This is a genomic window from Pseudonocardia phyllosphaerae (genome assembly GCF_046546475.1).
GTDB classification, from domain to species: domain Bacteria; phylum Actinomycetota; class Actinomycetes; order Mycobacteriales; family Pseudonocardiaceae; genus Pseudonocardia; species Pseudonocardia phyllosphaerae.
The window spans coordinates 41,671-62,752 of the sequence record NZ_JBKGXS010000004.1 but is presented as its reverse complement, the minus strand read 5'-3'; the positions used below and the strand labels follow the sequence as shown (position 1 = coordinate 62,752).

Sequence of the window (21,082 nt, the reverse complement as noted above, 5' to 3'; positions counted from 1 at the left end):
ATCGGAGGCTCGGCGGTGCCGGGCTCAGCGGGCGCGGACGGTGAGGGCCTGGGTGATGCGGCCGACCTGGCCGTCGTCGTCGAAGAGGGTGGCGGTGCAGGTGCCCAGCCCCTCCGGCCCGACGACGGTCTGCGCGGACACCCCCACCGCCCCGTCGCCGGCCGGGGCGCGCAGCAGGTGCACGGTCAGCTCGGTGTTGAGGAACAGCCAGCCGCGCACGTCCAGCGGCGCGGCGAGACCGTTCGCGCAGTCAGCAGCGACCATGACCCGCTCCAGCGGCGTCGTCGGCTCGCCCTCGACCAGCGGGACCCGCATCCGGATCCAGGCGCGGCCCGGGCCGGGCTCGTCGAGGGCGCCGTCGAGCCAGCCCCACTCCATGGCGTCGAGGAAGCCGGGTAGCCAGCCGTCGGGGTGCTCGTCGCGGATCGTCGCGTGCTCGCGGCCGGGCAGCGGATCGGCCGCGCCGCTCGCGACGGCCGCGGTGTCGCTCGCGGCGAGCCGCCAGGCGCGGGCACGCAGCACGTCGCGGCCGCCGGCGCTCATCGTGGCGTGCAGCAGTTCGATGGTGCGGCCCGGGCGCTCGACGCCGGCGGACACGGTGATCGCTCCGGACGGGACCGCACCGAGCACCTCGACGGTGATCCGCGCGATCCGTTTGCCCTCCCCGCCGGGTACGCGTTCCAGCGCGCGGGCGAGCAGCGCCGACGGCGGCCCCATGTGCTGGGCCTCGGCGAACCAGGGGCCGGTCGTCCAATGGGTGGCGGTGAAGTGCTCGGTGCCGCCCGGAGCGCTGCTCGCGGTGTCGGGCAGGTAGAACGGGCCGGGCTCGGTCGTGGTCTCCACGCCGTCGATCATGCCTCGGTCGTGGCGCCCGGCCACCCCGGGTACGGCGGCGGCGTTCCCTCCCAGGCGGGGCAGCGGTCGCGGTGGTCGCAGAACCGGCAGGCGGAGCCGCGGTTCGGCCGGAAGTCGCCGGTCGGTGCGGCGCGGCGGATGGCCGACCAGACGGCGTCGAGCAGGCGGGCGAAGCGGTGCAGCTCGGCCTCGTCGGGGCGGTAGGTGAGTGCGGTGCCGTCGGACAGGTAGAGCAGGCGCAGCTCGTCGGGGACACGGCCGCGGGCCAGCAGCACGGCCAGCGCGTAGAACTTCAGCTGGAACAGTGCCGAACCCTCGAAGCCCTCACCGGGCGTCGCACCGGTCTTGTAGTCGATCACGCGAAGGGTGCCGTCCGGGCCCTCGTCGAGCCGGTCGATGATGCCGCGCAAGGGCACCGGGCCCTGCTCGCCGGTCAGCTCGGTCTCCACCCGCTCCTCGACCGACGACGCCGTGACCTGAGCCGGGTCCTCCAGCGCGAAGTAGGTGTCGAGCAGTGCCGAAGCCGAGTCCAGCCACACCGCGAGCTCGTCGGGGGTGGCGAACAGCTCCGTGGCCGCCGGCTCGGCCTCGGCCAGCTCGTCCCAGCACGGGCCGAGCAGTGCCCGCGCGGCGTCCGGGGTGCGGGCGGCCGGGTCGAGCGCGAACAGCCGCTCCAGGACGGCGTGCACCAGCGTGCCCCGCACCTGCGCCCGCGACAGCGGCTCGGGCAGCCGGTCGACCGCCCGGAACCGGTAGAGCAGCGGGCAGCGCCGGAAGTCCGCGGCGCGCGACGGCGACAGGGCCGGTGCGCGCCGCTCGGCGGCCTGCTGCTCGGGTGGTGCGGTCACGACGACGAGGCTAGGCGAGGGGTCCGACAGTGACGCCGCCGCGGCGGGCCTGCACCGCCCGGTGCCCCGGCGTTCCCACACCCCGGCGCCGCACCACACACCCCGGGCCCGGTCGGCACACCCGATATTTCCGGTGTGGCGACCCGCCACGGGGTGTGCCCCCGCCCGCGGGAACCGGCGTGGCAGACCGATTCCGTACGTGGCACACGCTGCGGCATGTGCTGCGGCCGGAAACGCTGTGCTGCGACGACGGCTGCGACGACGGGGAGCCCCGCCCGACCGGGAGCCGGGACGCGCCGTTAGCGTCGTCGTCCGTGCACGACCAGCCCGGCTCCGCCGAGACCTCCGCCGACGTCGCTCCCGGGGACGTCCCCACAGCCCCCGCGACAGCCCCCGCCGACGCGTCCCCGGCCGCGAACGGTGCCGACCCGATGGCTGCGCCCGGCGAGACCGCAGCTCACGGTGAGGCCGCAGTCCCCGGCGAGGCCGCAGTCCCCGGTGAGGCCGCAGTCCCCGGCGAGGCTGCAGTCCCGGGCGAGACCGCAGCTCCCGGCGAGGCCGCTGCCTCCGGCGACACCGCGGACACCCCCGGCGCGGCCGTCTGGGAGCCACCCCGCCGCGGTGGCCCGTTCCGTCCCGGCGACCGGGTCCAGCTCACCGACGCCAAGCGGCGGCACTACACGCTGGTCCTGGAGACCGGCGGCGCGTACCACACCCACCGCGGCCAGATCGCGCACGACGACCTCATCGGTGAGCCCGAGGGCAGCATCGTGCGGTCGGCGTCGAACACGCCGTACCTGGCGCTGCGCCCGATGCTCGCCGACTACGTCCTGTCCATGCCCCGGGGCGCGCAGGTCATCTATCCCAAGGACGCCGCGCAGATCCTGATGTGGGGCGACGTCTTCCCGGGCGCCCGCGTCCTCGAGGCCGGCGCGGGCTCGGGTGCGCTGACCTGCTCGCTGCTGCAGGCCGTCGGGCCGACCGGGTCGGTGACGTCCTACGAGATCCGCGACGACCACGCCCCGCACGCGCTCTCCAACGTCGAGACGTTCTTCGGGCACCGCCCGCCGCACTGGGACCTGACCGTCGGCGACGTCCGGGACTTCCGCGGCGAGGTCGACCGCGTCGTGCTGGACATGCTGTCCCCGTGGGACGTCCTGGACACCGTGCGGGACGCACTGGTGCCCGGGGGAGTGCTCGTCGGCTACGTCGCGACGACGACCCAGCTCTCGGCGCTCACCGAGAAGCTGCGCGAGATGCAGTGCTGGACCGAGCCGCAGGCGTGGGAGTCGATGATCCGGCCGTGGCACGTCGTCGGGCTGGCCGTCCGGCCGGAGCACCGGATGATCGCGCACACCGCGTTCCTGCTGACCACACGGCGTCTGGCCGACGGCGTGACCCCGCCCCGGCCGCAGCGCAGGCCGCAGTCCAAGTGATCACCGGGTGAACGGCACCGGGCCGCGACGCGCCCGGGCCGGAAAACAAGAAGTTCACAAACTCCCATCCGTGTGGACGTGGCGGTGACGGCCACGAAGCCGCAGAGTGACCACATGGTGCCGACCGGCTGAGGCCCGGATCACCGGTTCGACGCACTTTCGCGGTCACCCCCTACGGGTACCGTGGTGAGACGGAACACGGAGGGAGGCTGCCGTGAACCACCCCTACGACGACGGTCCCGGCAGGCAGGACGTCCAATCTGATCGCGATCTCAGCGACGCTGAGGCCGCTGAGCACATCCGTCACCTCGAGAGCGAGATCGCGTCGCTGCGCGCGCGGTTGAGCGAGACCCCCCGGCACGCCCGTGTGCTGGAACAGCGCCTGGCCGAGACCACGAGCAGGCTCTCCGCCCTGAACGCCCGCAACGAGAAGCTCACCGAGACCCTCAAGGAGGCTCGGGGACAGCTGGTCGCGCTCCGCGAGGAGGTCGACCGGCTGGCCCAGCCGCCGTCGGGGTACGGGGTGTTCCTCGGCCGCTACGACGACGACACCGTCGACGTGTTCACCTCCGGCCGCCGGATGCGTGTCCCGGTGTCGCCTGCGGTGGAGGGCGAGCAGCTGCAGAGCGGCCAGTCCGTGCGGCTCAACGAGGCACTCACCGTCGTCGAGGCCATGGGCTTCGAACAGGTGGGCGACCTCTACTCGCTGCGCGAGATCATCGACCGCCCGGGCGAGGACGGCACCGCCGGCCGCGGCCTGGTGGTCGGCCACTCGGACGAGGAGCGCGTGGTCTGGCTGGCCGCGCCGCTGTTCGAGCTCGGCGCGGAGGAGGGCACCAGTGCCCTCAAGTCCGGTGACTCCCTCATGGTCGACTCGCGGGCGGGCTACGCCTACGAGCGGGTCGCCAAGGCCGAGGTCGAGGACCTCGTGCTGGAGGAGGTCCCGGACATCTCCTACGGCGACATCGGTGGTCTGTCCCGGCAGATCGAGCAGATCCAGGACGCGGTCGAGCTGCCGTTCCTGCACACCGAGCTGTTCACCACCTACGAGCTGGCGCCTCCCAAGGGCGTCCTGCTCTACGGGCCGCCCGGCTGCGGGAAGACGCTGATCGCGAAGGCGGTTGCGAACTCGCTGGCGAAGAAGATCGCCAAGCAGCGGGGCGACGACCCGGACGAGGGTCGCGCGTTCTTCCTCAACATCAAGGGCCCGGAGCTGCTCAACAAGTTCGTCGGCGAGACCGAGCGGCACATCCGGCTGATCTTCCAGCGGGCCAGGGAGAAGGCCTCGGCCGGCACCCCGGTGATCGTGTTCTTCGACGAGATGGACTCGATCTTCCGCACCCGTGGCTCGGGTGTGTCCTCCGACGTCGAGACGACGATCGTGCCCCAGCTCCTCGCCGAGATCGACGGCGTCGAGGGACTGGAGAACGTCATCGTCATCGGCGCCTCGAACCGCGAGGACATGATCGACCCGGCGATCCTGCGGCCCGGCCGGCTCGACGTGAAGATCAAGATCGAGCGTCCGGACGCCGAGGGCGCGCAGGACATCTTCTCCAAGTACATCACCGAGTCGCTGCCCATCCACGACGAGGACATCGCCGAGTTCGGCGGCAGCCGCAAGGCCTGCGTCGACGGCATGATCCAGCGCATCGTCGAGCGGATGTACGACGAGTCGGAGGAGAACCGGTTCCTGGAGGTCACCTACGCCAACGGTGACAAGGAGACCCTCTACTTCAAGGACTTCAACTCCGGCGCGATGATCCAGAACATCGTCGACCGGGCGAAGAAGTCCGCGATCAAGTCGGTGCTCGAGTCCGGGCAGCCGGGCCTGCGGGTCCAGCACCTGCTCGACGCGATCGTCGACGAGTTCGCCGAGAACGAGGACCTCCCGAACACCACCAACCCGGACGACTGGGCCCGGATCTCGGGCAAGAAGGGCGAGCGGATCGTCTACATCCGCACGCTGGTCACCGGGAAGAACGACGCCGCGGGGCGGGCCATCGACACCGCGTCGAACACCGGCCAGTACCTGTAGCACCGGCAGCACCGCACCGGCCCCGTCGCAGTCGCGGCGGGGCCGGTCGCGTGCCGGGCCGGCATCAGAACTGCAGGCCCAGTGCCCAGCCGCCGAGCAGCCACGCGAACAGCGTGATCACGATGACGCCGACGACGTTCAGCGCCATCCCGCCGCGGGCCATCTGACCGATGGTGACCACCCCGGAGCCGAAGACGATCGCGTTCGGCGGCGTCCCGACCGGGAGCATGAACGCGCACGTCGCAGCCAGTGCGGCCGGGATCAGCAGGGTCATCGAGTCGGCGCCGATGCCGAGGGCGACCCCGCCGAGGACCGGGATGAACGTCGCGGCGGTCGCGGTGTTGCTGGTGACCTCGGTCAGGAACAGCACGATCGTCACGACCGCGGCGACCAGCAGGAGGATCGGCAGCACGCCGAGACCGGCGACGCTGGCGCCGATGAACTCGTCGAGCCCGCTGGAGGCGACCGCACCGGCGAGGGCGAGGCCACCGCCGAAGAGCACCAGCACGCCCCAGGGCAGGCCCTTCTGCGCATCCTCCCAGACCAGCAGCATCCGGAACGGCCGCCCGGTGTTCGGTGCCTCCCCGGACCGGGCCTCACCGGGCGGCACCGAGCCGGCCGGGATCAGGAACAGCGCCACGCCTGCGGCGATGGCGATCGCGGTGTCGTTCAGGTCGCCGATCCACGGCAGCACGGCCTCGACGGCGGCGAACTCGGACAGGATGCCCGGCACGATCCAGAGGAACGCGGCACCGGCGAACACCGCGAGCACCCGTTTCTCCGCGGGGCTGACCGGGCCCATCTCCGCCAGCTGCCCGGTGATCATCTCGCGGCCGCCGGGGATCTCGGTGAGCGTCGTGCGGAACAGGAACCGGGTGATGAGGAACCACGCGACGCCGATGAACACCACGGCGATCGGCACGCCCAGCTGCATCCAGCCGAGGAAGCCGATCTCGCGGCCGAGTTCGTCGGAGACGTAGGCGGCGACGATCGCGTTCGGCGGGCTGCCCAGCAGGGTGCCGAGGCCGCCGATCGACGACGCCCACGCGACCGAGAGCACCAGGCCGACGCCGAACGTCCGCACCGCCGGGTCGCGCACCGTCTCGCTGATCGGGGCGCCCCGCCGTACGGCGTCGCCTGCGCCACCCGCGCGCTCGGCGACCAGTGCCAGGACCGACAGCGCGATCGGCAGCATCATCAGGGTGGTCGCGGTGTTGGACACCCACATCGACAGGAACCCGGTCGCGATCATGATGCCGAGCACGATCCGGGTGGGTGTCGTCCCGACCGTGAGCAGCGTGAGCAGCGCGATCCGCCGGTGCAGCTGCCACTTCTGCATCGCGATCGCGATGAGGAACCCGCCCATGAACAGGAAGACGATCGGGTCGCCGTAGTTCGCGGTCGTGTCCCCGACCCCCACCACGCCGAACAGCGGGAACGCCACGATCGGCAGCAGCGCAGTGGCCGAGAGCGGGATCGCCTCGGTCACCCACCAAGCGGCCATGAGGACGCCGACCGCGGCCACCATCCGGGCCTCCGGCGCCAGGGTGTCCGCGGCGCCGAGCAGCAGCCAGGTCAGCCCGGCGAGACCGAGCCCGAGCGCGCGCAGCGCCCAGGTGGTGCGCGGGGAACGGCCGTCGGCCGAGGTATTTCCCCCGGACCCCGCCGGCGGGCCGCCCGGGCCGGCCCGGCCCGGTGGCGCGGAGTCGTCGGTGGTTCGGGCGTCGTCGGTGGACTCGGTCGTGGACATGCTGCGGACCCCCTTGTCCGGGGGACGGTCTCCCCGGTCCCGAACGTACCGGAACATCCGATATGCGGTGTTTGGCACAGTTCGGGCAGCACACACACGCGAGCCCCGGTCCCGCGAAATGCGGGCCGGGGCTCGGCGGACGTGCGGGGGAGTGCTCAGGAGGTGCGCAGCACGGCCTGGATCTCGAGCTCCACGCCGACCTTCTCGCTGACGACGACGCCGCCGCCGTCCATCGGCAGGGAGATGTCCACACCGAAGTCGGAACGGTTGATCGAGCCGGTGGCGGTGAAGCCGGCCCGGGTGCCGCCCCACGCGTCGGGGCCGAAGCCGCCCAGCTCGAGGTCGAGCTGCACGGACTTCGTGACACCCTTGATCGTGAGGTCGCCGGTGAGGACGTAGTCGTCACCCTTGGCGGCGAGCCCGGTGGAGGCGAACGTCCACTCGGGGTAGGTCGCGGTGTCGAAGAAGTCGTTGGACCGGACGTGCTCGTCACGCTGGTCGTTGCCGGTGGTCAGGGTGGTGGCGTCGATGGTGGCGATGACCGTCGAGTCCTCGATGGCCTCACCGGTGATGATCTCGCCGGAGACCTTCTCGAACCCGCCGCGGACCTTGCTGACCATCATGTGACGGACGACGAAGGAGACGTCGGAGTGGACCGGGTCGATGTCCCAGGTGCCCGCGACGTAGCCGGGGATCTTCGTGGCTGTGGTCATGTCGACATCCTCCGTTAAACTGGTTGAACTCTCACTTGTTGAGAGCAATACTATGAACAACAATGTGAGTGCTCAATGATTCCGGAGGGTGACGTGGAACACACGCGCTGGCTCGATGACACCGAACAGCAGACCTGGCGGGCCTTCCTGGCCGCGCAGCGGCTGGTCTCGGAGAAGGTCGAGCGGCGCCTGCAGGCCGGCGCGGGCATGCCCCAGGCGTACTACGAGATCCTCGTCCGGCTCTCCGAGGCGCCGGACCGCACCCTGCGGATGAGCGTGCTGGCCGACTCCGCGATGTCCTCGCGCAGCCGCGTCTCACACGCGGTGGCCCGGATGGAGCAGACCGGCTGGATCGAACGGCGGGCATGCCCGTCGGACAGGCGGGGGCAGCTCGCCGTACTGACCGACGAGGGGTTCCGGGTGCTGGCCGACGCGGCACCCGACCACGTCGAGAGCGTCCGCGAGGCCGTGTTCGACGCACTGAGCCCCGCCCAGCAGGCCGCGCTGCGCGACGCCTGCGAGACCGTCGTCGCCCATCTGTCCGACGGCGCGGAGTGGCCGGTGAGCGAGGACGCGGGCCCGGACGGGCCGGATGCCGTACGCGCGTCCTAGGCTGGGCACATGCCTCATTTCGACGTCGTCGTACTCGGTGCCGGACCCGGTGGATATGTGGCGGCCATCCGCGCCGCCCAGCTCGGCCGGAGCGTGGCGGTGATCGAGGAGAAGTACTGGGGCGGGGTCTGCCTGAACGTCGGCTGCATCCCGTCGAAGGCGCTGCTGCGCAACGCCGAGCTGGCCCACATCGTGCAGAAGGAGCAGAAGACCTTCGGCTTCTCCGGTGAGGTGACCGCCGACTTCGGCGTCGCGTGGGACCGCAGCCGCACGGTCGCGGACGGCCGCGTCAAGGGCGTCCACTTCCTCATGAAGAAGAACAAGATCACCGAGTTCGACGGCTACGGCCGGTTCACCGGGCCCGGTGAGATCCAGGTCGAGCTGTCCAAGGGCGGCACCGAGACCGTCACCTACGACGACGTCATCATCGCCGCGGGCTCCACGGTCAAGCTGCTGCCGGGCACCTCGCTGTCCGAGCGCGTCGTGACCTACGAGGAGCAGATCCTCACCCGCGAGCTGCCGGAGAGCGTCATCATCGCAGGCGCCGGCGCGATCGGCGTCGAGTTCGCCTACGTCCTGGCCAACTACGGCGTCGACGTCACGATCGTCGAGTTCCTGGACCGGCTCCTGCCGCTGGAGGACGCCGACGTCTCCAAGGAGCTGCTCAAGCGCTACAAGAAGCTCGGCGTCACCGTCCGGACCTCGACCAAGGTCGAGAAGATCACCGACGACGGCTCGGGCGTCACCGTCACCGTGTCCTCGGACAAGGGCACCGAGGAGCTGCGCGCCGACAAGGTCGTGCAGGCCATCGGGTTCGCCCCGCGGGTCGACGGCTACGGCCTGGACAAGCTGGGCGTGGAGCTCACCGAGCGTGGCGCCATCGCGATCGACGACCGGATGCGCACCAACGTCGACCACGTGTACGCGATCGGCGACGTCACCGCGAAGCTGATGCTCGCCCACGTGGCCGAGGCCCAGGGCGTCGTCGCGGCCGAGACCCTGGCCGACGCAGAGACCCAGGAACTCGACTACAAGATGATGCCGCGCGCGACGTTCTGCAATCCGCAGGTCGCGAGCTTCGGCTACACCGAGGCCGAGGCCCGGGAGCTCGCCGACGAGAAGGGCTGGAAGGTCAACGTCGCCACCTTCCCGTACACCGCGAACGGCAAGGCGCAGGGCATGGCGGAGCCGAACGGCTTCATCAAGCTGATCTCCGACGACACCCACGGCGAGCTGCTCGGCGGGCACATCATCGGCGCCGAGGCCACCGAGCTGCTGCCGGAGCTGACCCTGGCCCAGAAGTGGGACCTGACCGTGCACGAGATGGCGCGCAACGTGCACGCGCACCCGACGCTGTCGGAGGGCCTGCAGGAGGCCATCCACGGCCTCGCCGGCCACATGATCAACCTCTGAGGCACCCGCGCACGACCGGAGCCCCGGCACCCGTAGCGGGTGCCGGGGCTCCGATGCGTCCGGGGGCGCGTCCGCGCAGGGGCGGCCCGGGGGAGTGCGGAGGCTCAGACGTCCGCGGCCCGCTCGGCGGCGGCCGCGTCGACGGCCGGGGTGGCGCGGCTCGGCTCGCGGCGGGCGCTGTGCTCGCGGCGGGTCGTAGCGGACAGGTCACGCGGCGACGCGGACTCGCGGCGGTCGGCGGCGACGGCGGCCTCGACGGCGGCGCGGACCGCGGCCGTCGACACCTCCGGGTCGATCAGCCGGGCGGCGGCGAGGGAGCGGGCCGAGACCGAGATGCTGACCATGGTGGGCTCCTGGGTTACTTCTCGTGGCGTTCGGGTACCTCATCGGCGACCACGTCGGCGCCTTCCCGGGACGTCGTCACCCACCCCCCGTGGTGTTAACCGATCCAGCAGGCGGGTGACGCATGTTACCCAGGGGTAAACGACCGGGCGACGGACCCTAACCGACGGATGAGGCCAGCCAGCGGCGGGCGACCCAGGCGCCGTCGGGCACCCAGGGCCACGCCGGGTCGGCGAGGCGTCCGCGCAGCTCGTCGAGGGTCCACCAGGCCCCCTCGGCCACCTCGGAGGCCTGGTGGGAGACCGGGCCGTCGGAGAACGCCTGGTAGGCGTGCACGTGGGCGCGCAGCCCGTCCGGGCCGGAGCCGGGCCCGGTGTCGATGCCCAGCGCGCGGGCGTCGAAGGCGACGGTGAACAGTTTCTCCAGCGACACCCCGGTGACGCCGAGCTCCTCGGCCAGTTCCCGGGCCGCGCAGCCGTCCGGGGTCTCACCCTCGTCGAGCACGCCGCCGGCCCAGCAGTCCCACAGCCCGGGCATCACGAGCTTGGTGTCGGTGCGGCGGTGCACGTAGACCCGGCCGCCGTCGGTGCTGCGCAGCGCGATCGCGGTCGTCGCGTGCCACAGCGAGCGGTCGTAGACCTCGCCGCGCTCGGCGACGCCGGCGGGGGAGCCCGCGGCGTCGAAGACGGTGATGCGCTCGCGGCGCGGGTCGGTGCTCATCCCGGAGATGGTTCCCCCACCGATCGCCGCCCACCGAGCGGGGGTGGCGCGCCGCTCGATCTCGGGCGTGCGGGTAGCCGTGGCGGTTAGGCTCGGCGGATGCAGTCTCGTGCAGGGAACCGGTCGTGACCGCCCGCCGGATCATGGGCACCGAGGTCGAGTACGGCATCGCGGTGCCGGGGGACCCGACGGCCAACCCCGTCGTGACCTCCACCCAGGTCGTGCTCGCCTACGCCGCCGCCGCGGACATCCCACGCAACCGGCGCGCCCGCTGGGACTACGAGGTGGAGTCCCCGCTGCGCGACGCCCGCGGCTTCGACCTCTCGGCGCCGTCGCTGGCCCCGCAGCTCGACACCGACCTCGACGACCTGGGCGCCGCCAACGTCATCCTCACCAACGGCGCCCGGCTCTACGTCGACCACGCCCACCCCGAGTACTCGACGCCGGAGGTCCTCACCCCGCGCGACGCCGTGGTGTGGGACAAGGCAGGCGAGCGGATCATGCTGGAGGCCGCGAACCGGGCCGCCACCGTGCCCGGTGCGCCGCGGATGCAGCTGTACAAGAACAACGTCGACGGCAAGGGCGCGAGCTACGGCTCGCACGAGAACTACCTGATGGCCCGCACGACCTCGTTCCCGGCGATCGTCGGCGGGCTCACGCCGTTCTTCGTGTCCCGGCAGGTCGTGTGCGGCACCGGGCGGGTCGGCCTGGGCCAGCAGGGCGACGAGCCCGGCTACCAGCTCGCGCAGCGCTCGGACTACATCGAGGTCGAGGTCGGCCTGGAGACCACGCTCAAGCGCGGCATCATCAACACCCGCGACGAGCCGCACGCCGACGCCGACAAGTACCGCAGGCTGCACGTGATCATCGGCGACGCGAACCTCTCCGAGGTCGCCACGCTGCTGAAGGTCGGCACCACCGCGCTGGTGCTGGACATGATCGAGCACGGCCGCAGCTTCGAGGACCTGCGCCTGGCCGAGCCGGTCAAGTCCGTGGCCCGGATCAGCCACGACCCGTCGCTGCAGCGGACCGTGGACCTGGCCGACGGGCGGAAGATGACCGGGCTGCAGCTGCAGCAGGAGTACTGCGCCCGCGCCGTGGCCTACCTGGAGGAGACCGTCTCGGCCGACCGCGGCCAGTGGGACTCCGACACCCGCGAGGTCGTCGAGGAGTGGGAGTCGGTGCTCGCCGACCTCGAGCGCGACCCGATGCTCACCGCGGACCGGCTGGACTGGACCGCGAAGCTCAAGCTGCTCGAGGCCTACCGCGAACGCGACGGGCTGAGCTGGGCGTCCGGGCGCCTGGGCATGGTCGACCTGCAGTACTCCGACGTGCGGCTGGCCAAGGGCCTCTACAACCGGCTCGTCACCCGCGGGTCGATGCGCAGGCTGGTCACCGAGGAGGAGGTCGCCGCCGCGGTGACCGAGCCCCCGGAGGACACCCGGGCGTTCTTCCGCGGGTCGTGCATGCGGCGTTACCCGGTGGAGGTGGCCGCCGCGTCCTGGGACTCGGTCATCTTCGACCTCGGACGCGAGTCCCTGGTCCGGATCCCGACGCTGGAACCGTTGCGCGGCACCCGTAAGCACGTGGGGGAGCTGTTCGACGCGGTGTCCAGCGCCGAGGAGCTGGTGGACAAGCTGACCGCGCACTGACCCCGCCCCGGTACGGGCGCGGAGGTTCACCGCGCGTGCACACGTGGTGACGCGCACGCCACCTCCGGAGCACGGAACAGGCGATTTTGTCGGTCCCGGTCGGTAAGGTGGGACCCGTACCCGCCGATCAGCTCGGCCGGGACCTCGCAAGGGATGAGGAGGCGTCATGTCGCAGGAGCAGACCAAACGCCAGGGCGGTGGCGACGGCGACGACGAGTCGGCCGAGGCCGAGTCCGGAGCCGGACAGGAGCGCCGCGAGAAGCTCGGCGAGGACGTCGACACCATCCTCGACGAGATCGACGACGTGCTGGAGGAGAACGCGGAGGACTTCGTCCGGTCCTACGTGCAGAAGGGCGGCGAGTGACGCCGCCCGTCCGGCAGCAGCAGTAACCGTCCCGGCCGGGCCCGCGGGAAGTGCGGGCCCGGCCGTGCCGGAGCAGGCCGCCTCAGGCGGAACCGCCGGCGTACGACCCGAGAACGAGAGGCTCGTCCCCGATCATGGAGTTCCGGCCGCCGGCCCACCCCGCAGGATCCGCCGACCCGCTGTCCGGCCACCGCTCCGGCGGCCTCGACGGCTTCCGCACCGGTTCGCAGTCCTTCACCGACTTCCTCGGCTCCGCCGCGCCGCACCTGCTTCCCGGTGCCGGCACCGCGTCCGCCCCGATGCCCGCCGCGTCCGGATCGAGCACCGCGGACCGTCTCGGCGTCCCGCACGGCACCACGATCGTCGCGCTGACCTTCGCCGACGGCGTCGTCATCGCCGGTGACCGGCGCGCGACCTCGGGCAACGTGATCGCCCAGCGCGACATCGAGAAGGTCTTCGTCACCGACGAGTTCTCCGCGGTCGGCATCGCCGGCTCCGCGGGCATCGCGCTGGAGATGGTCCGGCTGTTCAGCGTGGACCTCGAGCACTACGAGAAGACCGAGTACGTGCCGCTGTCGCTCGACGGCAAGGCCAACAAGCTCGCCGGGATGGTGCGCCAGAACCTCGGTGCCGCCATGCAGGGCTTCGTCGTGGTCCCGCTGTTCGCCGGGTACGACACCGAGGCCGAGCCCGCGCAGGCCGGCCGGATCGTCACCTTCGACCCCACCGGCGGCCGCTACGACGAGCACCTCGGCTTCCACGCCGTCGGCTCCGGCTCGGTGTTCGCGAAGTCCTCGCTCAAGAAGCTCTACGACGCCGGCGCCGACCTGTCCGGTGCGGTGCGCACGGCCGTCGAGGCGCTCTACGACGCCGCCGACGACGACACCGCCACCGGCGGCCCGGACACCGTCCGGAAGATCTACCCGGTGGTCGTCGCGATCACCGCCGAGGGCGCCCACCGGCGCGAGGAGCCGGAGATCGCCGCCGTGGTCGACGAGGTGATCGCCGGGCGCCGCGAGCGTCCCGGCGGACCCCGCTAGGCCCCGACCCCCGCACCCCGCGGCGGTTCCGCGGAGCCCCGCCGAGCACGAGCCACTGGAGCGCTTCCCATGACGATGCCGTTCTACTCCTCCGTCGACCAGCTGCTGCGCGACCGGTCCGAGCTGGCCCGCAAGGGCATCAGCCGCGGCCGCAGCGTCGTGGCGCTGACCTACTCCGGCGGCGTGTTGTTCGTCGCCGAGAACCGCGGCACCTCGCTGCGCAAGGTCTCGGAGATCTACGACCGGATCGGCTTCGCCGCCGTCGGCCGGTACAACGAGTTCGAGAACCTGCGGACCGCCGGGATCCGGATGGCGGACTTCCGCGGCTTCACCTACGACCGCCGCGACGTCACCGGCCGGATGCTGGCCAACGCCTACGCGCAGGTGCTGGGCACCAGCTTCGTCGAGCAGCAGAAGCCGTTCGAGGTGGAGCTGTGCGTCGCCGACGTCGGCGCCCGGCAGGCCGACGACCACCTCTACCGCATCACCTACGACGGCTCGATCACCGACGAGCCGCGCTACATCGTGATGGGCGGCCAGACCGAGCCGATCTCCACCAAGCTGGGGGAGACCTACGACCACGACCTGGACCTGCCCGGCGCGATCGGCGTCGCGCTCGGCGGGCTGCAGGTGCCCGGGGCGGACCCGGCGTCGTCGGGGAACGGCAGCTCCGAGCCGCGGCTGCTGGGCGCGGACGCGCTCGAGGTCGCGATCCTCGACCGCTCCCGGCCGCGCCGCACGTTCCGCCGGATCGAGGGCGACGCGCTGACCGAGCTGCTCCCGGCCGCGAACCGCGGCACCGCCGACGGCGAGGCCGACATCGCCGGTGGCGACGACTCCCCGGCCGCGGGGGGCGCGCTCGACGAGGGCGGGTCGTCCTGACCGGGTTCTCGGCCACGACCGAGTCCGAGGCGGTCGTCCTCGCGGACCGGATGGCGATCTGGAAGGTCCTCACCGACCCGGTCGTGCTCCCGAAGCTGACCCCGCTGCTCAACCGGATCGAGGCCGACGGCGACCGCTGGCGCTGGCACATGGTGCGCCTCGCCGTGCTCGGGGTCGGGATCAAGCCGGTGTTCACCGAGCGGATGGTCTTCACCGAGGGGAAGTCGATCGACTTCACCCACGACCCGCCGCCAGGGGTGACCGAGTGGGCCGGCGCCGAGGGGCACTACACGCTCACCGACGCCGAGCCCGAGGCCGACGGGACACCGGCGACCCATCTGCAGATCGCGCTGACGCTGACCGTCGACATGCCGCTGTCCCGGCTCGCGGCCCCGGTCGTGGAGCGCACGATGCGCGCGACGATGGACGCGACCGGGGACCGCTTCGCCGCGAACCTGCTGCGCCACCTGCACGCACGGCAGCGCTGAGCCGCGGGCTCGGCACCGGCCCGGGAGCCCTCAGCTCGGCTCCGGGGCCGCCTCCACTGCTGTCCGCGCCGCGTCGCGCAGTGCCCCGATCAGCGCCTGCAGTGCGGGCAGCTCGGTGTCCTGCTCCCGGGTCGCGACGACCAGTGACCGCCCGATCGCGGGCACGCACGACAGGAACCGCACCCCGGGCGGCGGCGGGACCGCGGCGATGCCCGGCACCGTCGCGATGGCCAGGCCGGCCCGTACCAGGCTGAGCTGGGTGGTGAAGTCGGTGACCAGGTACCGGATGTCCGGCTCGACGTGGTGGGTGCGCATCAGCTGCACCAGCGCCCCGTAGGCCCCGGTCCCGACCGGGCACGAGGTCCACACCTCGCCGGCCAGCTCGGCGAGCGGGGCGGGGTAGCGGTCGGCGATCGCATGGTCCTCGGGGACGGCGAGCATGACCGGCTCGGTGACCAGCGTCGTCGTCCGGACCCCGGCCGGGATCCGCTCGGGCCGGTTGGTCCAGCTCTCCAGCAGCACCGCGTCGAGGTCGCGGGAGCGCAGCGCGGGCAGCAGGTCGAACACCTCGCCGTCGCGCAGGCTCGGGACCAGCCGCGGGTGCGCGGCGGTGAGCACGTTGAGCACCTCGGGCATGAGCGCGCGCAGTGCGCTGGCGAGCGACCCGATCCGCAGCGGCCCGGCGACCTCGTCCTGCAATCCCGCCAGCTCGCGCTGGGCGTCGGCGACCGACCCCGCGACCTCGCGGGCGTGCCGGGCCAGGACGTAACCGGCCGCGGTGAGGCGGATGCCGCGCCCGTCGGGCTCGACGAGCTTGCTGCCGGTCTCGCGTTCGAGCTTGCGCAGCTGCTGGGTGACGGCCGGGCCGGTGATGTGCAGGGCCTCGGCCGCCGATCCGACCGAGCCGTGCTCGGCGATGGCGTCGAACACCCGGAGACGCTCCCACGAAATCACGTAGGCAATCTTAGCGGAACACCGCAGAAACACTCATTGGAAGTTTGTGGTTGGCGACGGCATCGTGGTTGTCATGTCCGCACCGACCCGACTCGACCCGACTGTGTCCGCATCCACACCGACCGCAACCGCCGACCACGCTCCGTCGTCGACCGCCCGCGCAGGGTTCGACCTGCAGTCCGCAGGCTCGCTCCTGATGGGTGCCGCCGTCCTGTCCTGGACCGGCATCCTCGTCGCGCTGGCCGACACCGGCGCCGCGACGGCGTCGTTCTGGCGCTGCGCGCTGGCGCTGGTCGTGCTGGTCCCGTGGGCGGTCGCGGAGTACCGGCGGCACGGTGCGGTGTCGCTGCGGTACGTCGGCCGTGCGCTGCTGTCGGGGCTGTTCCTGGGCGCGGACTTCCTGCTGTGGACCCGCGCGGTCCTGGAGTCGGGCGCGGGCATCGCGAACGTCGTACTGAACGTGCAGGTCGTCGCGCTGCCGCTGATCGCCTGGGCCGTGGCCCGGGAGAAGATCGCGCCGCGGCTGCTGCTCGCCGCGCCGCTGCTGCTGGGCGGCATCGCGCTCGCCGGGGGAGCCCTCGGCGCCGGGGTCAGCGGACCGGACCCGGTGCACGGCGCGCTGCTCGGCACCCTGGCCGGGGTCGCGTACTCCGGGTTCCTCTACCTCAACCGCACCGCGGCGCAGCAGCAGCCGCGGCACATGGTGACCCCGGTGATGCTCGCGACCGTCGCCGCAGGCGTCGTCAGCGGCGTCGCGGGCCTGCTGACCGGTGGGATCGAGGTGTCGCTGCCCGCGCACAGCTGGGCCTGGCTGATCGTGCTGGCGCTGACCGGGCAGGTCGTGTCCTGGCTCCTGATCGGCCGCGGCTCGGCCGGGCTGCCCTCGGGCACCGCCTCGGCGCTGCTGCTGGCCCACCCGGTGCTGTCGGTGGTGTTCGGCATGATCGTGCTCGGCGAGCAGCTGAACGTGTGGCAGGTGCTGGGCTGCGTGGTCGTCGTCGGAACCGTCGCCTGGGTGGCTCGCCCGCCCCGTGCGGCACGGGCGAGCCGGGATCAGAGCTCGATGCGCTCGGAGCCGGTGTAGACGTTCCCGGTCTCCCCGCGCAGGAAGCCGACGAGGGTCATCCCGGACTCCTCGGCCAGCTCGACCGCCAGCGACGACGGCGCGGACACCGCGGCGAGCATCGGCACACCGGCCATGACGGCCTTCTGCACCAGCTCGAACGACGCCCGCCCGGAGACCTGCAGGATGGTCTCCGAGGCGGGGATCCGGCCGTCCATGAGCATGCGGCCCAGGACCTTGTCGACGGCGTTGTGCCGGCCGACGTCCTCGCGCGCGACCAGCAGCTCGCCGTCGGCGTCGAAGAGCGCCGCGGCGTGCAGGCCACCGGTGGAGCCGAAGACCTTCTGGTTCTCCCGCAGCCGGTCCGGCAGCGAGATCAGTGTCTCGCGCTTGATCCGCAGCGGGTCCTCGGCGGGGGAGTGCCGGGTCTTCAGCTTCACCGCGTCCAGCGACGCCTTCCCGCACACACCGCACGACGACGTGGTGTAGAAGTTCCGCTCCACCGACGCGTCCGGCGGCGCGACACCGGCGGCGAGGTCGACGTCGAGCACGTTGTAGGTGTTGTGCCCGTCCTCGTCGACCGAGTTGCAGTAGCGGGCGCCCGCCACGTCGGACTCGGTGGCGATGACGCCCTCGGTGAGCAGGAACCCGTGCGCGAGCTCCACGTCGTGGCCCGGGGTCCGCATCGTCACCGACAGCGGCTTGCCGCCGACCCGGATCTCCAGCGGCTCCTCGGACACCAGCGTGTCCGGGCGCTGCCGGGTGCCACCGTCCGGAGTGAGGCGAAGCACCGGACGGCGTACCGTCAGCCGTCCCATCGTGCGCTCCCCGTCACGTGAATCTCCCCCATCGGGCCGTCGGAACAGTCTCGGATCCGGCTCGGATCGAGCCCGGATCCCGCGAGTGCCCGCCACCAGGGCGGACGTCCTCCAGGGTACGCCTACGATCATCGTGTGGGTGCTCACGGCGAACGCCGCCCCGGCGCCGCGATCGTGCTGGCCGGTGGCCGGTCGTCGCGGATGGGACGGCCCAAGGCGGATCTGGACTGGCACGGTGTCCCGCTGCTGACCCGCACGGTCGCGGTGCTGGGGCGGGCGGTGGACGGCCCGCTGGTCGTCGTCCGGGCGGCCGGGCAGCAGCTGCCGCCGTGCCCGGCGTGGCTCGCCGGCCGCGTCGAGGTGTGCGACGACCCCGTCCCCGACCTGGGCCCGCTCCCGGCGATCGGGGTGGGGCTGCGCGCCGTCGGCGACCGGGCCGAGGCCGCGTTCGTCGCCTCGGTCGACCTGCCGCTGCTGCATCCGGCCTACGCCGCCCGGGTCCTGGACCGGATCGAGCAGCACGACGTCGTCCTGCCGAAGGCCCTCGGCCACCGCCAGCCGCTCGCCGCGGCATACCGGACCACGCTCGCCCCGGTGATCGCCGACCTGACCGCGGCCGGGGAGGGGCGGCCGCCGTCGCTGTTCGCCCGCTGCGACGTGCGGCACCTGACCGAGGACGAGCTGTTCGCCGACCCGGTGCTCTCCCGGCTCGACCCACAGCTGGCGTCGCTGACCAACGTCAACACCCCGGAGGAGTTCGCGGCCGCGCTCGCGCTGCCCCCGCCGGAGGTCACGGTCGAGGAGCACGGGGCCGCCCGCGCGGCCCGCGCCGCCACCGCGGGCGCGCTGGGCCCGGTGCGGCTCGCCGATCCTTCCGTGGGGCCGCAGGATCCGCTGCCGCCGGAGTTCCCGCTGGTCACCGGGGACGTGCTCGTCCCGGCCTGATCGCTCTCCCCCTCGACCTCCCCCGCGGGTGTGTGACGCGGGACTCATCGGGGTCGTATCGTCGTGTGGTCCCGGACACATCCCAGTCCCGTCCGGGGCACGTCCACGCCGGGAGGCCGACGATGACGAGCACCGTCCCGAACCGCCGCAAGTTCCGTCCCCGCCACCCCCGCATCACCGAGCCGCTGGTCCGCGAGAACGGGCGCCTGCGCCCCGCCACGTGGGAGGAGGCCCTCGACCGCGCCGCCGGCGGGTTCCGCGGCGTCACCCCGGATCGCTTCGGCATGTTCAGCTGCTCGAAGGCGACCAACGAGATGAACTACACCGCGCAGAAGTTCGCGCGGGCGGTGATGGGCAGCAACAACGTCGACAGCTGCAACCGCACTTGACACGCCCCCTCGGTCGTCGGTCTGACGGCAGTGTTCGGTGCCGGTGGCGGCACCTCCTCCTATGTGGAGGCCGAGCACGCGGATCTGCTCGTGCTCTGGGGCAGCAACGCCCGTGAAACGCACCCGATCTTCTTCCACCACGTGCTGCAGGGCATCCGCAACGGCGCCCGCATGTACTCGGTGGACCCGCGGCACACCTCGACCGCGCAGTGGGCCGACTCCTGGCTCGGTCTCGACGTCGGCACCGACATCGCGCTGGCCAACACGATCGGCCGCGAGATCATCCATGCCGGGCTGGTGAACCACGCCTTCGTCGACCGCGCCACCAGCGGCTTCGAGGACTACAAGGCGTCGGTGGAGGAGTGGACGCTCGAGCGCGGCGAGGAGGTCACCGGCGTCCCGGCGGCCTCGATCCGCGAGCTGGCGCACGCCTACGCCCGCGCCGACCGCGCCCAGATCTGCTGGACGCTGGGCATCACCGAGCACCACAACGCCGCCGACTACGTCTTCGCGCTGATCAACCTGTCGCTGCTGACCGGGCACGTGGGCCGCTACGGCTCCGGGCTGGTCCCGCTGCGCGGGCAGAACAACGTGCAGGGCGGCGGCGACATGGGCTCGATCCCGGCGAAGCTGCCGGGCGGCTACGACGTGTCCGACGACGAGGCCCGAGCCCGGTTCGAGGCCGTCTACCAGGGCGAACCGATCCCCTCGACCAAGGGGATGCACCTGTCGGAGATGTTCGAGGCGATGGAGCGCGGCGAGCTGAGCGCGCTGTACTGCATCGGGGAGAACCCGGCGGAGTCCGAGGCCAACGCCACCCACGCCCGGCACATGCTGGAGTCGCTCGACCACCTCGTCGTGCAGGACGTGTTCCTGACCGCGACCGCGGAGCTGGCCGACGTCGTGCTGCCGGCGTCGTCGGATTGGTGCGAGTACGAGGGCACCGTCACCAACTCCGAGCGGCGCGTGCAGCGCGTCCGCAAGGCGCTCGACCCGCCGGGCCAGGCCCGCCCGGACACCCACATCATCTGCGACGTCGCGCGGCGCCTCGGGCACGACTGGGGCACCCCGACGGCCGAGCAGGTGTGGGACGAGCTGCGGTCGGTGTCGCTGAACTGGCACCACGGCATGACCTACGAGCGGCTGGAGGAGCTCGGCGGCATCCAGTGGCCGTGCCCGACGCTCGACCACCCGGGCACGCCGCTGCTGCACGCCCGGCTGTGGGAGACCGACCCGGAGAAGCTGGGGACCCCGGCGCCGTTCACGCCGGTCACCCACGTCCCGCCGATCGACGCGCTCGACGAGGACTTCCCGATCCGGCTCACCACGGTGCGGGTGCTCGACGCCTACAACTCCGGCGTGCAGACCGGCGGGTACTCCTCGCCGCTGCGCCGCCGCGAGTCGCTGCGCATCGACCGCGCCGACGCCGAGCGGCTCGGGATCGTCGACGGCGACCTGGTCACGGTGTCCAGCCGCCGCGGCTCGGTGCAGGCGCCGATCTGGGTCGACCCGTCGCTGCGGCCCGGGCTGGCCTCGTTCACCCCGCACTTCAGCGAGGAGGTCGACGTCAACGTCCTGACCAACGACGCCTGGGACCCCAAGTCGGGGACCTCGGAGTTCAAGGCCACGGCCGTGCGGATCGAGAAGGTCACCGACCCGGACCGGGCCGGCTCCGCGAACGGGCACGGCTCCGCGAACGGGCACGTGTCGGCGGCCGGACACGACACAGCTGCCGGCAGGCTGCCGGTGGCGGGGGAGTAGCG

19 protein-coding genes and 1 pseudogene are annotated in these 21,082 nt (G+C 72.3%); 12 read left to right on the top strand and 8 right to left on the bottom strand.

What is annotated here, in order from left to right; all coding sequences use genetic code 11:
- Nucleotides 1-24: 24 nt before the first annotated feature.
- On the bottom strand, nucleotides 25-843 hold the full coding sequence (locus tag ACLE50_RS10785; protein ID WP_410943319.1) for a thioesterase family protein: 819 nt from the start codon (nucleotides 841-843) through the stop codon (nucleotides 25-27).
- 8 nt (nucleotides 844-851) lie between these two features.
- On the bottom strand, nucleotides 852-1,703 hold the full coding sequence (locus ACLE50_RS10780; RefSeq protein ID WP_410943318.1) for a RecB family exonuclease: 852 nt from the start codon (nucleotides 1,701-1,703) through the stop codon (nucleotides 852-854).
- A 623-nt stretch (nucleotides 1,704-2,326) separates the two neighbouring features.
- Between ACLE50_RS10780 and ACLE50_RS10775 the strand changes: the two are divergent.
- Nucleotides 2,327-3,139: pseudogene (locus tag ACLE50_RS10775) on the top strand (tRNA (adenine-N1)-methyltransferase); the annotation flags it as partial.
- Nucleotides 3,140-3,353: 214 nt separating this feature from the next.
- The gene (gene arc / locus ACLE50_RS10770; protein WP_410943317.1) at nucleotides 3,354-5,174 is read left to right on the top strand and encodes a proteasome ATPase; all 1,821 of its coding nucleotides are present in this window, start codon (nucleotides 3,354-3,356) and stop codon (nucleotides 5,172-5,174) included.
- Nucleotides 5,175-5,238: 64 nt separating this feature from the next.
- On the opposite strand, the gene ACLE50_RS10765 is transcribed toward arc, so the two are convergent.
- Together ACLE50_RS10765 and ACLE50_RS10760 are read right to left on the bottom strand one after the other, a co-directional pair.
- Nucleotides 5,239-6,924, bottom strand: a complete 1,686-nt coding sequence (locus ACLE50_RS10765) for an SLC13 family permease (protein ID WP_410943316.1) — start codon at nucleotides 6,922-6,924, stop codon at nucleotides 5,239-5,241.
- Between the two features lie 155 nt (nucleotides 6,925-7,079).
- On the bottom strand, nucleotides 7,080-7,637 hold the full coding sequence (locus tag ACLE50_RS10760) for a YceI family protein (RefSeq protein ID WP_410943315.1): 558 nt from the start codon (nucleotides 7,635-7,637) through the stop codon (nucleotides 7,080-7,082).
- Nucleotides 7,638-7,730: 93 nt separating this feature from the next.
- Between ACLE50_RS10760 and ACLE50_RS10755 the strand changes: the two genes are divergently transcribed.
- Both ACLE50_RS10755 and lpdA read left to right on the top strand, forming a co-directional pair.
- Nucleotides 7,731-8,249 carry a MarR family winged helix-turn-helix transcriptional regulator gene (locus ACLE50_RS10755; RefSeq protein WP_410943314.1) on the top strand — a complete coding sequence of 173 codons (519 nt, stop codon included), beginning with the start codon at nucleotides 7,731-7,733 and terminating at the stop codon, nucleotides 8,247-8,249.
- Nucleotides 8,250-8,258: 9 nt separating this feature from the next.
- Nucleotides 8,259-9,662, top strand: coding sequence for a dihydrolipoyl dehydrogenase (lpdA, locus tag ACLE50_RS10750; protein WP_410943313.1), 1,404 nt, complete (start codon nucleotides 8,259-8,261; stop codon nucleotides 9,660-9,662).
- Between the two features lie 104 nt (nucleotides 9,663-9,766).
- Here lpdA and ACLE50_RS10745 read toward each other — a convergent pair whose 3' ends face one another.
- Both ACLE50_RS10745 and ACLE50_RS10740 read right to left on the bottom strand, forming a co-directional pair.
- Nucleotides 9,767-10,006: a hypothetical protein gene (locus tag ACLE50_RS10745; protein ID WP_410943312.1), complete on the bottom strand. Its 240-nt coding sequence runs from the start codon at nucleotides 10,004-10,006 to the stop codon at nucleotides 9,767-9,769.
- Nucleotides 10,007-10,163: 157 nt separating this feature from the next.
- Entirely contained in the window at nucleotides 10,164-10,724 is a 561-nt protein-coding gene (locus tag ACLE50_RS10740; protein WP_410943311.1) for an NUDIX hydrolase, read from the bottom strand.
- Nucleotides 10,725-10,867: 143 nt separating this feature from the next.
- Between ACLE50_RS10740 and dop the strand changes: the two genes are divergently transcribed.
- The 5 genes from dop to ACLE50_RS10715 all read left to right on the top strand — a co-directional run bounded on the left by dop (nucleotide 10,868) and on the right by ACLE50_RS10715 (nucleotide 15,150).
- Entirely contained in the window at nucleotides 10,868-12,376 is a 1,509-nt protein-coding gene (dop, locus tag ACLE50_RS10735; RefSeq protein ID WP_410943570.1) for a depupylase/deamidase Dop, read from the top strand.
- 166 nt (nucleotides 12,377-12,542) lie between these two features.
- Nucleotides 12,543-12,740 (top strand): ubiquitin-like protein Pup, encoded by a 198-nt coding sequence (locus tag ACLE50_RS10730; RefSeq protein WP_410943310.1) that lies wholly within the window; start codon nucleotides 12,543-12,545, stop codon nucleotides 12,738-12,740.
- Nucleotides 12,741-12,874: 134 nt separating this feature from the next.
- Nucleotides 12,875-13,780, top strand: a complete 906-nt coding sequence (prcB, locus tag ACLE50_RS10725; protein WP_410943309.1) for a proteasome subunit beta — start codon at nucleotides 12,875-12,877, stop codon at nucleotides 13,778-13,780.
- A 69-nt stretch (nucleotides 13,781-13,849) separates the two neighbouring features.
- Nucleotides 13,850-14,662, top strand: a complete 813-nt coding sequence (gene prcA, locus ACLE50_RS10720; protein ID WP_410943308.1) for a proteasome subunit alpha — start codon at nucleotides 13,850-13,852, stop codon at nucleotides 14,660-14,662.
- 50 nt (nucleotides 14,663-14,712) lie between these two features.
- Complete coding sequence (locus ACLE50_RS10715) at nucleotides 14,713-15,150, top strand: SRPBCC family protein (RefSeq protein ID WP_410943307.1); 438 nt, start codon at nucleotides 14,713-14,715, stop codon at nucleotides 15,148-15,150.
- A 30-nt stretch (nucleotides 15,151-15,180) separates the two neighbouring features.
- Here ACLE50_RS10715 and ACLE50_RS10710 read toward each other — a convergent pair whose 3' ends face one another.
- Nucleotides 15,181-16,104 (bottom strand): LysR family transcriptional regulator, encoded by a 924-nt coding sequence (locus ACLE50_RS10710; RefSeq protein ID WP_410943306.1) that lies wholly within the window; start codon nucleotides 16,102-16,104, stop codon nucleotides 15,181-15,183.
- Between the two features lie 73 nt (nucleotides 16,105-16,177).
- Between ACLE50_RS10710 and ACLE50_RS10705 the strand changes: the two genes are divergently transcribed.
- Nucleotides 16,178-17,188: a DMT family transporter gene (locus ACLE50_RS10705; RefSeq protein WP_410943305.1), complete on the top strand. Its 1,011-nt coding sequence runs from the start codon at nucleotides 16,178-16,180 to the stop codon at nucleotides 17,186-17,188.
- On the opposite strand, the gene fdhD is transcribed toward ACLE50_RS10705, so the two are convergent.
- Nucleotides 17,158-17,985 (bottom strand): formate dehydrogenase accessory sulfurtransferase FdhD, encoded by an 828-nt coding sequence (gene fdhD, locus ACLE50_RS10700; protein ID WP_410943304.1) that lies wholly within the window; start codon nucleotides 17,983-17,985, stop codon nucleotides 17,158-17,160. The two genes, ACLE50_RS10705 and fdhD, sit on opposite strands and share 31 nt — an antisense overlap.
- 135 nt (nucleotides 17,986-18,120) lie before the next feature.
- Here fdhD and mobA point away from each other — a divergent pair, with 135 nt between their 5' ends.
- Together mobA and ACLE50_RS10690 are read left to right on the top strand one after the other, a co-directional pair.
- On the top strand, nucleotides 18,121-18,930 hold the full coding sequence (gene mobA, locus ACLE50_RS10695; protein WP_410943303.1) for a molybdenum cofactor guanylyltransferase: 810 nt from the start codon (nucleotides 18,121-18,123) through the stop codon (nucleotides 18,928-18,930).
- A 122-nt stretch (nucleotides 18,931-19,052) separates the two neighbouring features.
- Complete coding sequence (locus tag ACLE50_RS10690) at nucleotides 19,053-21,080, top strand: molybdopterin oxidoreductase family protein (protein ID WP_410943302.1); 2,028 nt, start codon at nucleotides 19,053-19,055, stop codon at nucleotides 21,078-21,080.
- Nucleotides 21,081-21,082: the final 2 nt, after the last annotated feature.

Bases quoted from the DNA above. Each gene is read 5' to 3' on its own strand.
- dop (WP_410943570.1), top strand. From the start codon at position 10,868: ATGGGCACCGAGGTCGAGTACGGCATCGCGGTGCCGGGGGACCCGACG.
- ACLE50_RS10760 (WP_410943315.1), bottom strand. From the start codon at position 7,637: ATGACCACAGCCACGAAGATCCCCGGCTACGTCGCGGGCACCTGGGAC.
- ACLE50_RS10765 (WP_410943316.1), bottom strand. From the start codon at position 6,924: ATGTCCACGACCGAGTCCACCGACGACGCCCGAACCACCGACGACTCC.
- ACLE50_RS10705 (WP_410943305.1), top strand. From the start codon at position 16,178: ATGTCCGCACCGACCCGACTCGACCCGACTGTGTCCGCATCCACACCG.
- prcB (WP_410943309.1), top strand. From the start codon at position 12,875: ATGGAGTTCCGGCCGCCGGCCCACCCCGCAGGATCCGCCGACCCGCTG.
- lpdA (WP_410943313.1), top strand. From the start codon at position 8,259: ATGCCTCATTTCGACGTCGTCGTACTCGGTGCCGGACCCGGTGGATAT.
- fdhD (WP_410943304.1), bottom strand. From the start codon at position 17,985: ATGGGACGGCTGACGGTACGCCGTCCGGTGCTTCGCCTCACTCCGGAC.
- ACLE50_RS10715 (WP_410943307.1), top strand. From the start codon at position 14,713: ATGGCGATCTGGAAGGTCCTCACCGACCCGGTCGTGCTCCCGAAGCTG.
- ACLE50_RS10740 (WP_410943311.1), bottom strand. From the start codon at position 10,724: ATGAGCACCGACCCGCGCCGCGAGCGCATCACCGTCTTCGACGCCGCG.
- ACLE50_RS10730 (WP_410943310.1), top strand. From the start codon at position 12,543: ATGTCGCAGGAGCAGACCAAACGCCAGGGCGGTGGCGACGGCGACGAC.
- ACLE50_RS10745 (WP_410943312.1), bottom strand. From the start codon at position 10,006: ATGGTCAGCATCTCGGTCTCGGCCCGCTCCCTCGCCGCCGCCCGGCTG.
- prcA (WP_410943308.1), top strand. From the start codon at position 13,850: ATGACGATGCCGTTCTACTCCTCCGTCGACCAGCTGCTGCGCGACCGG.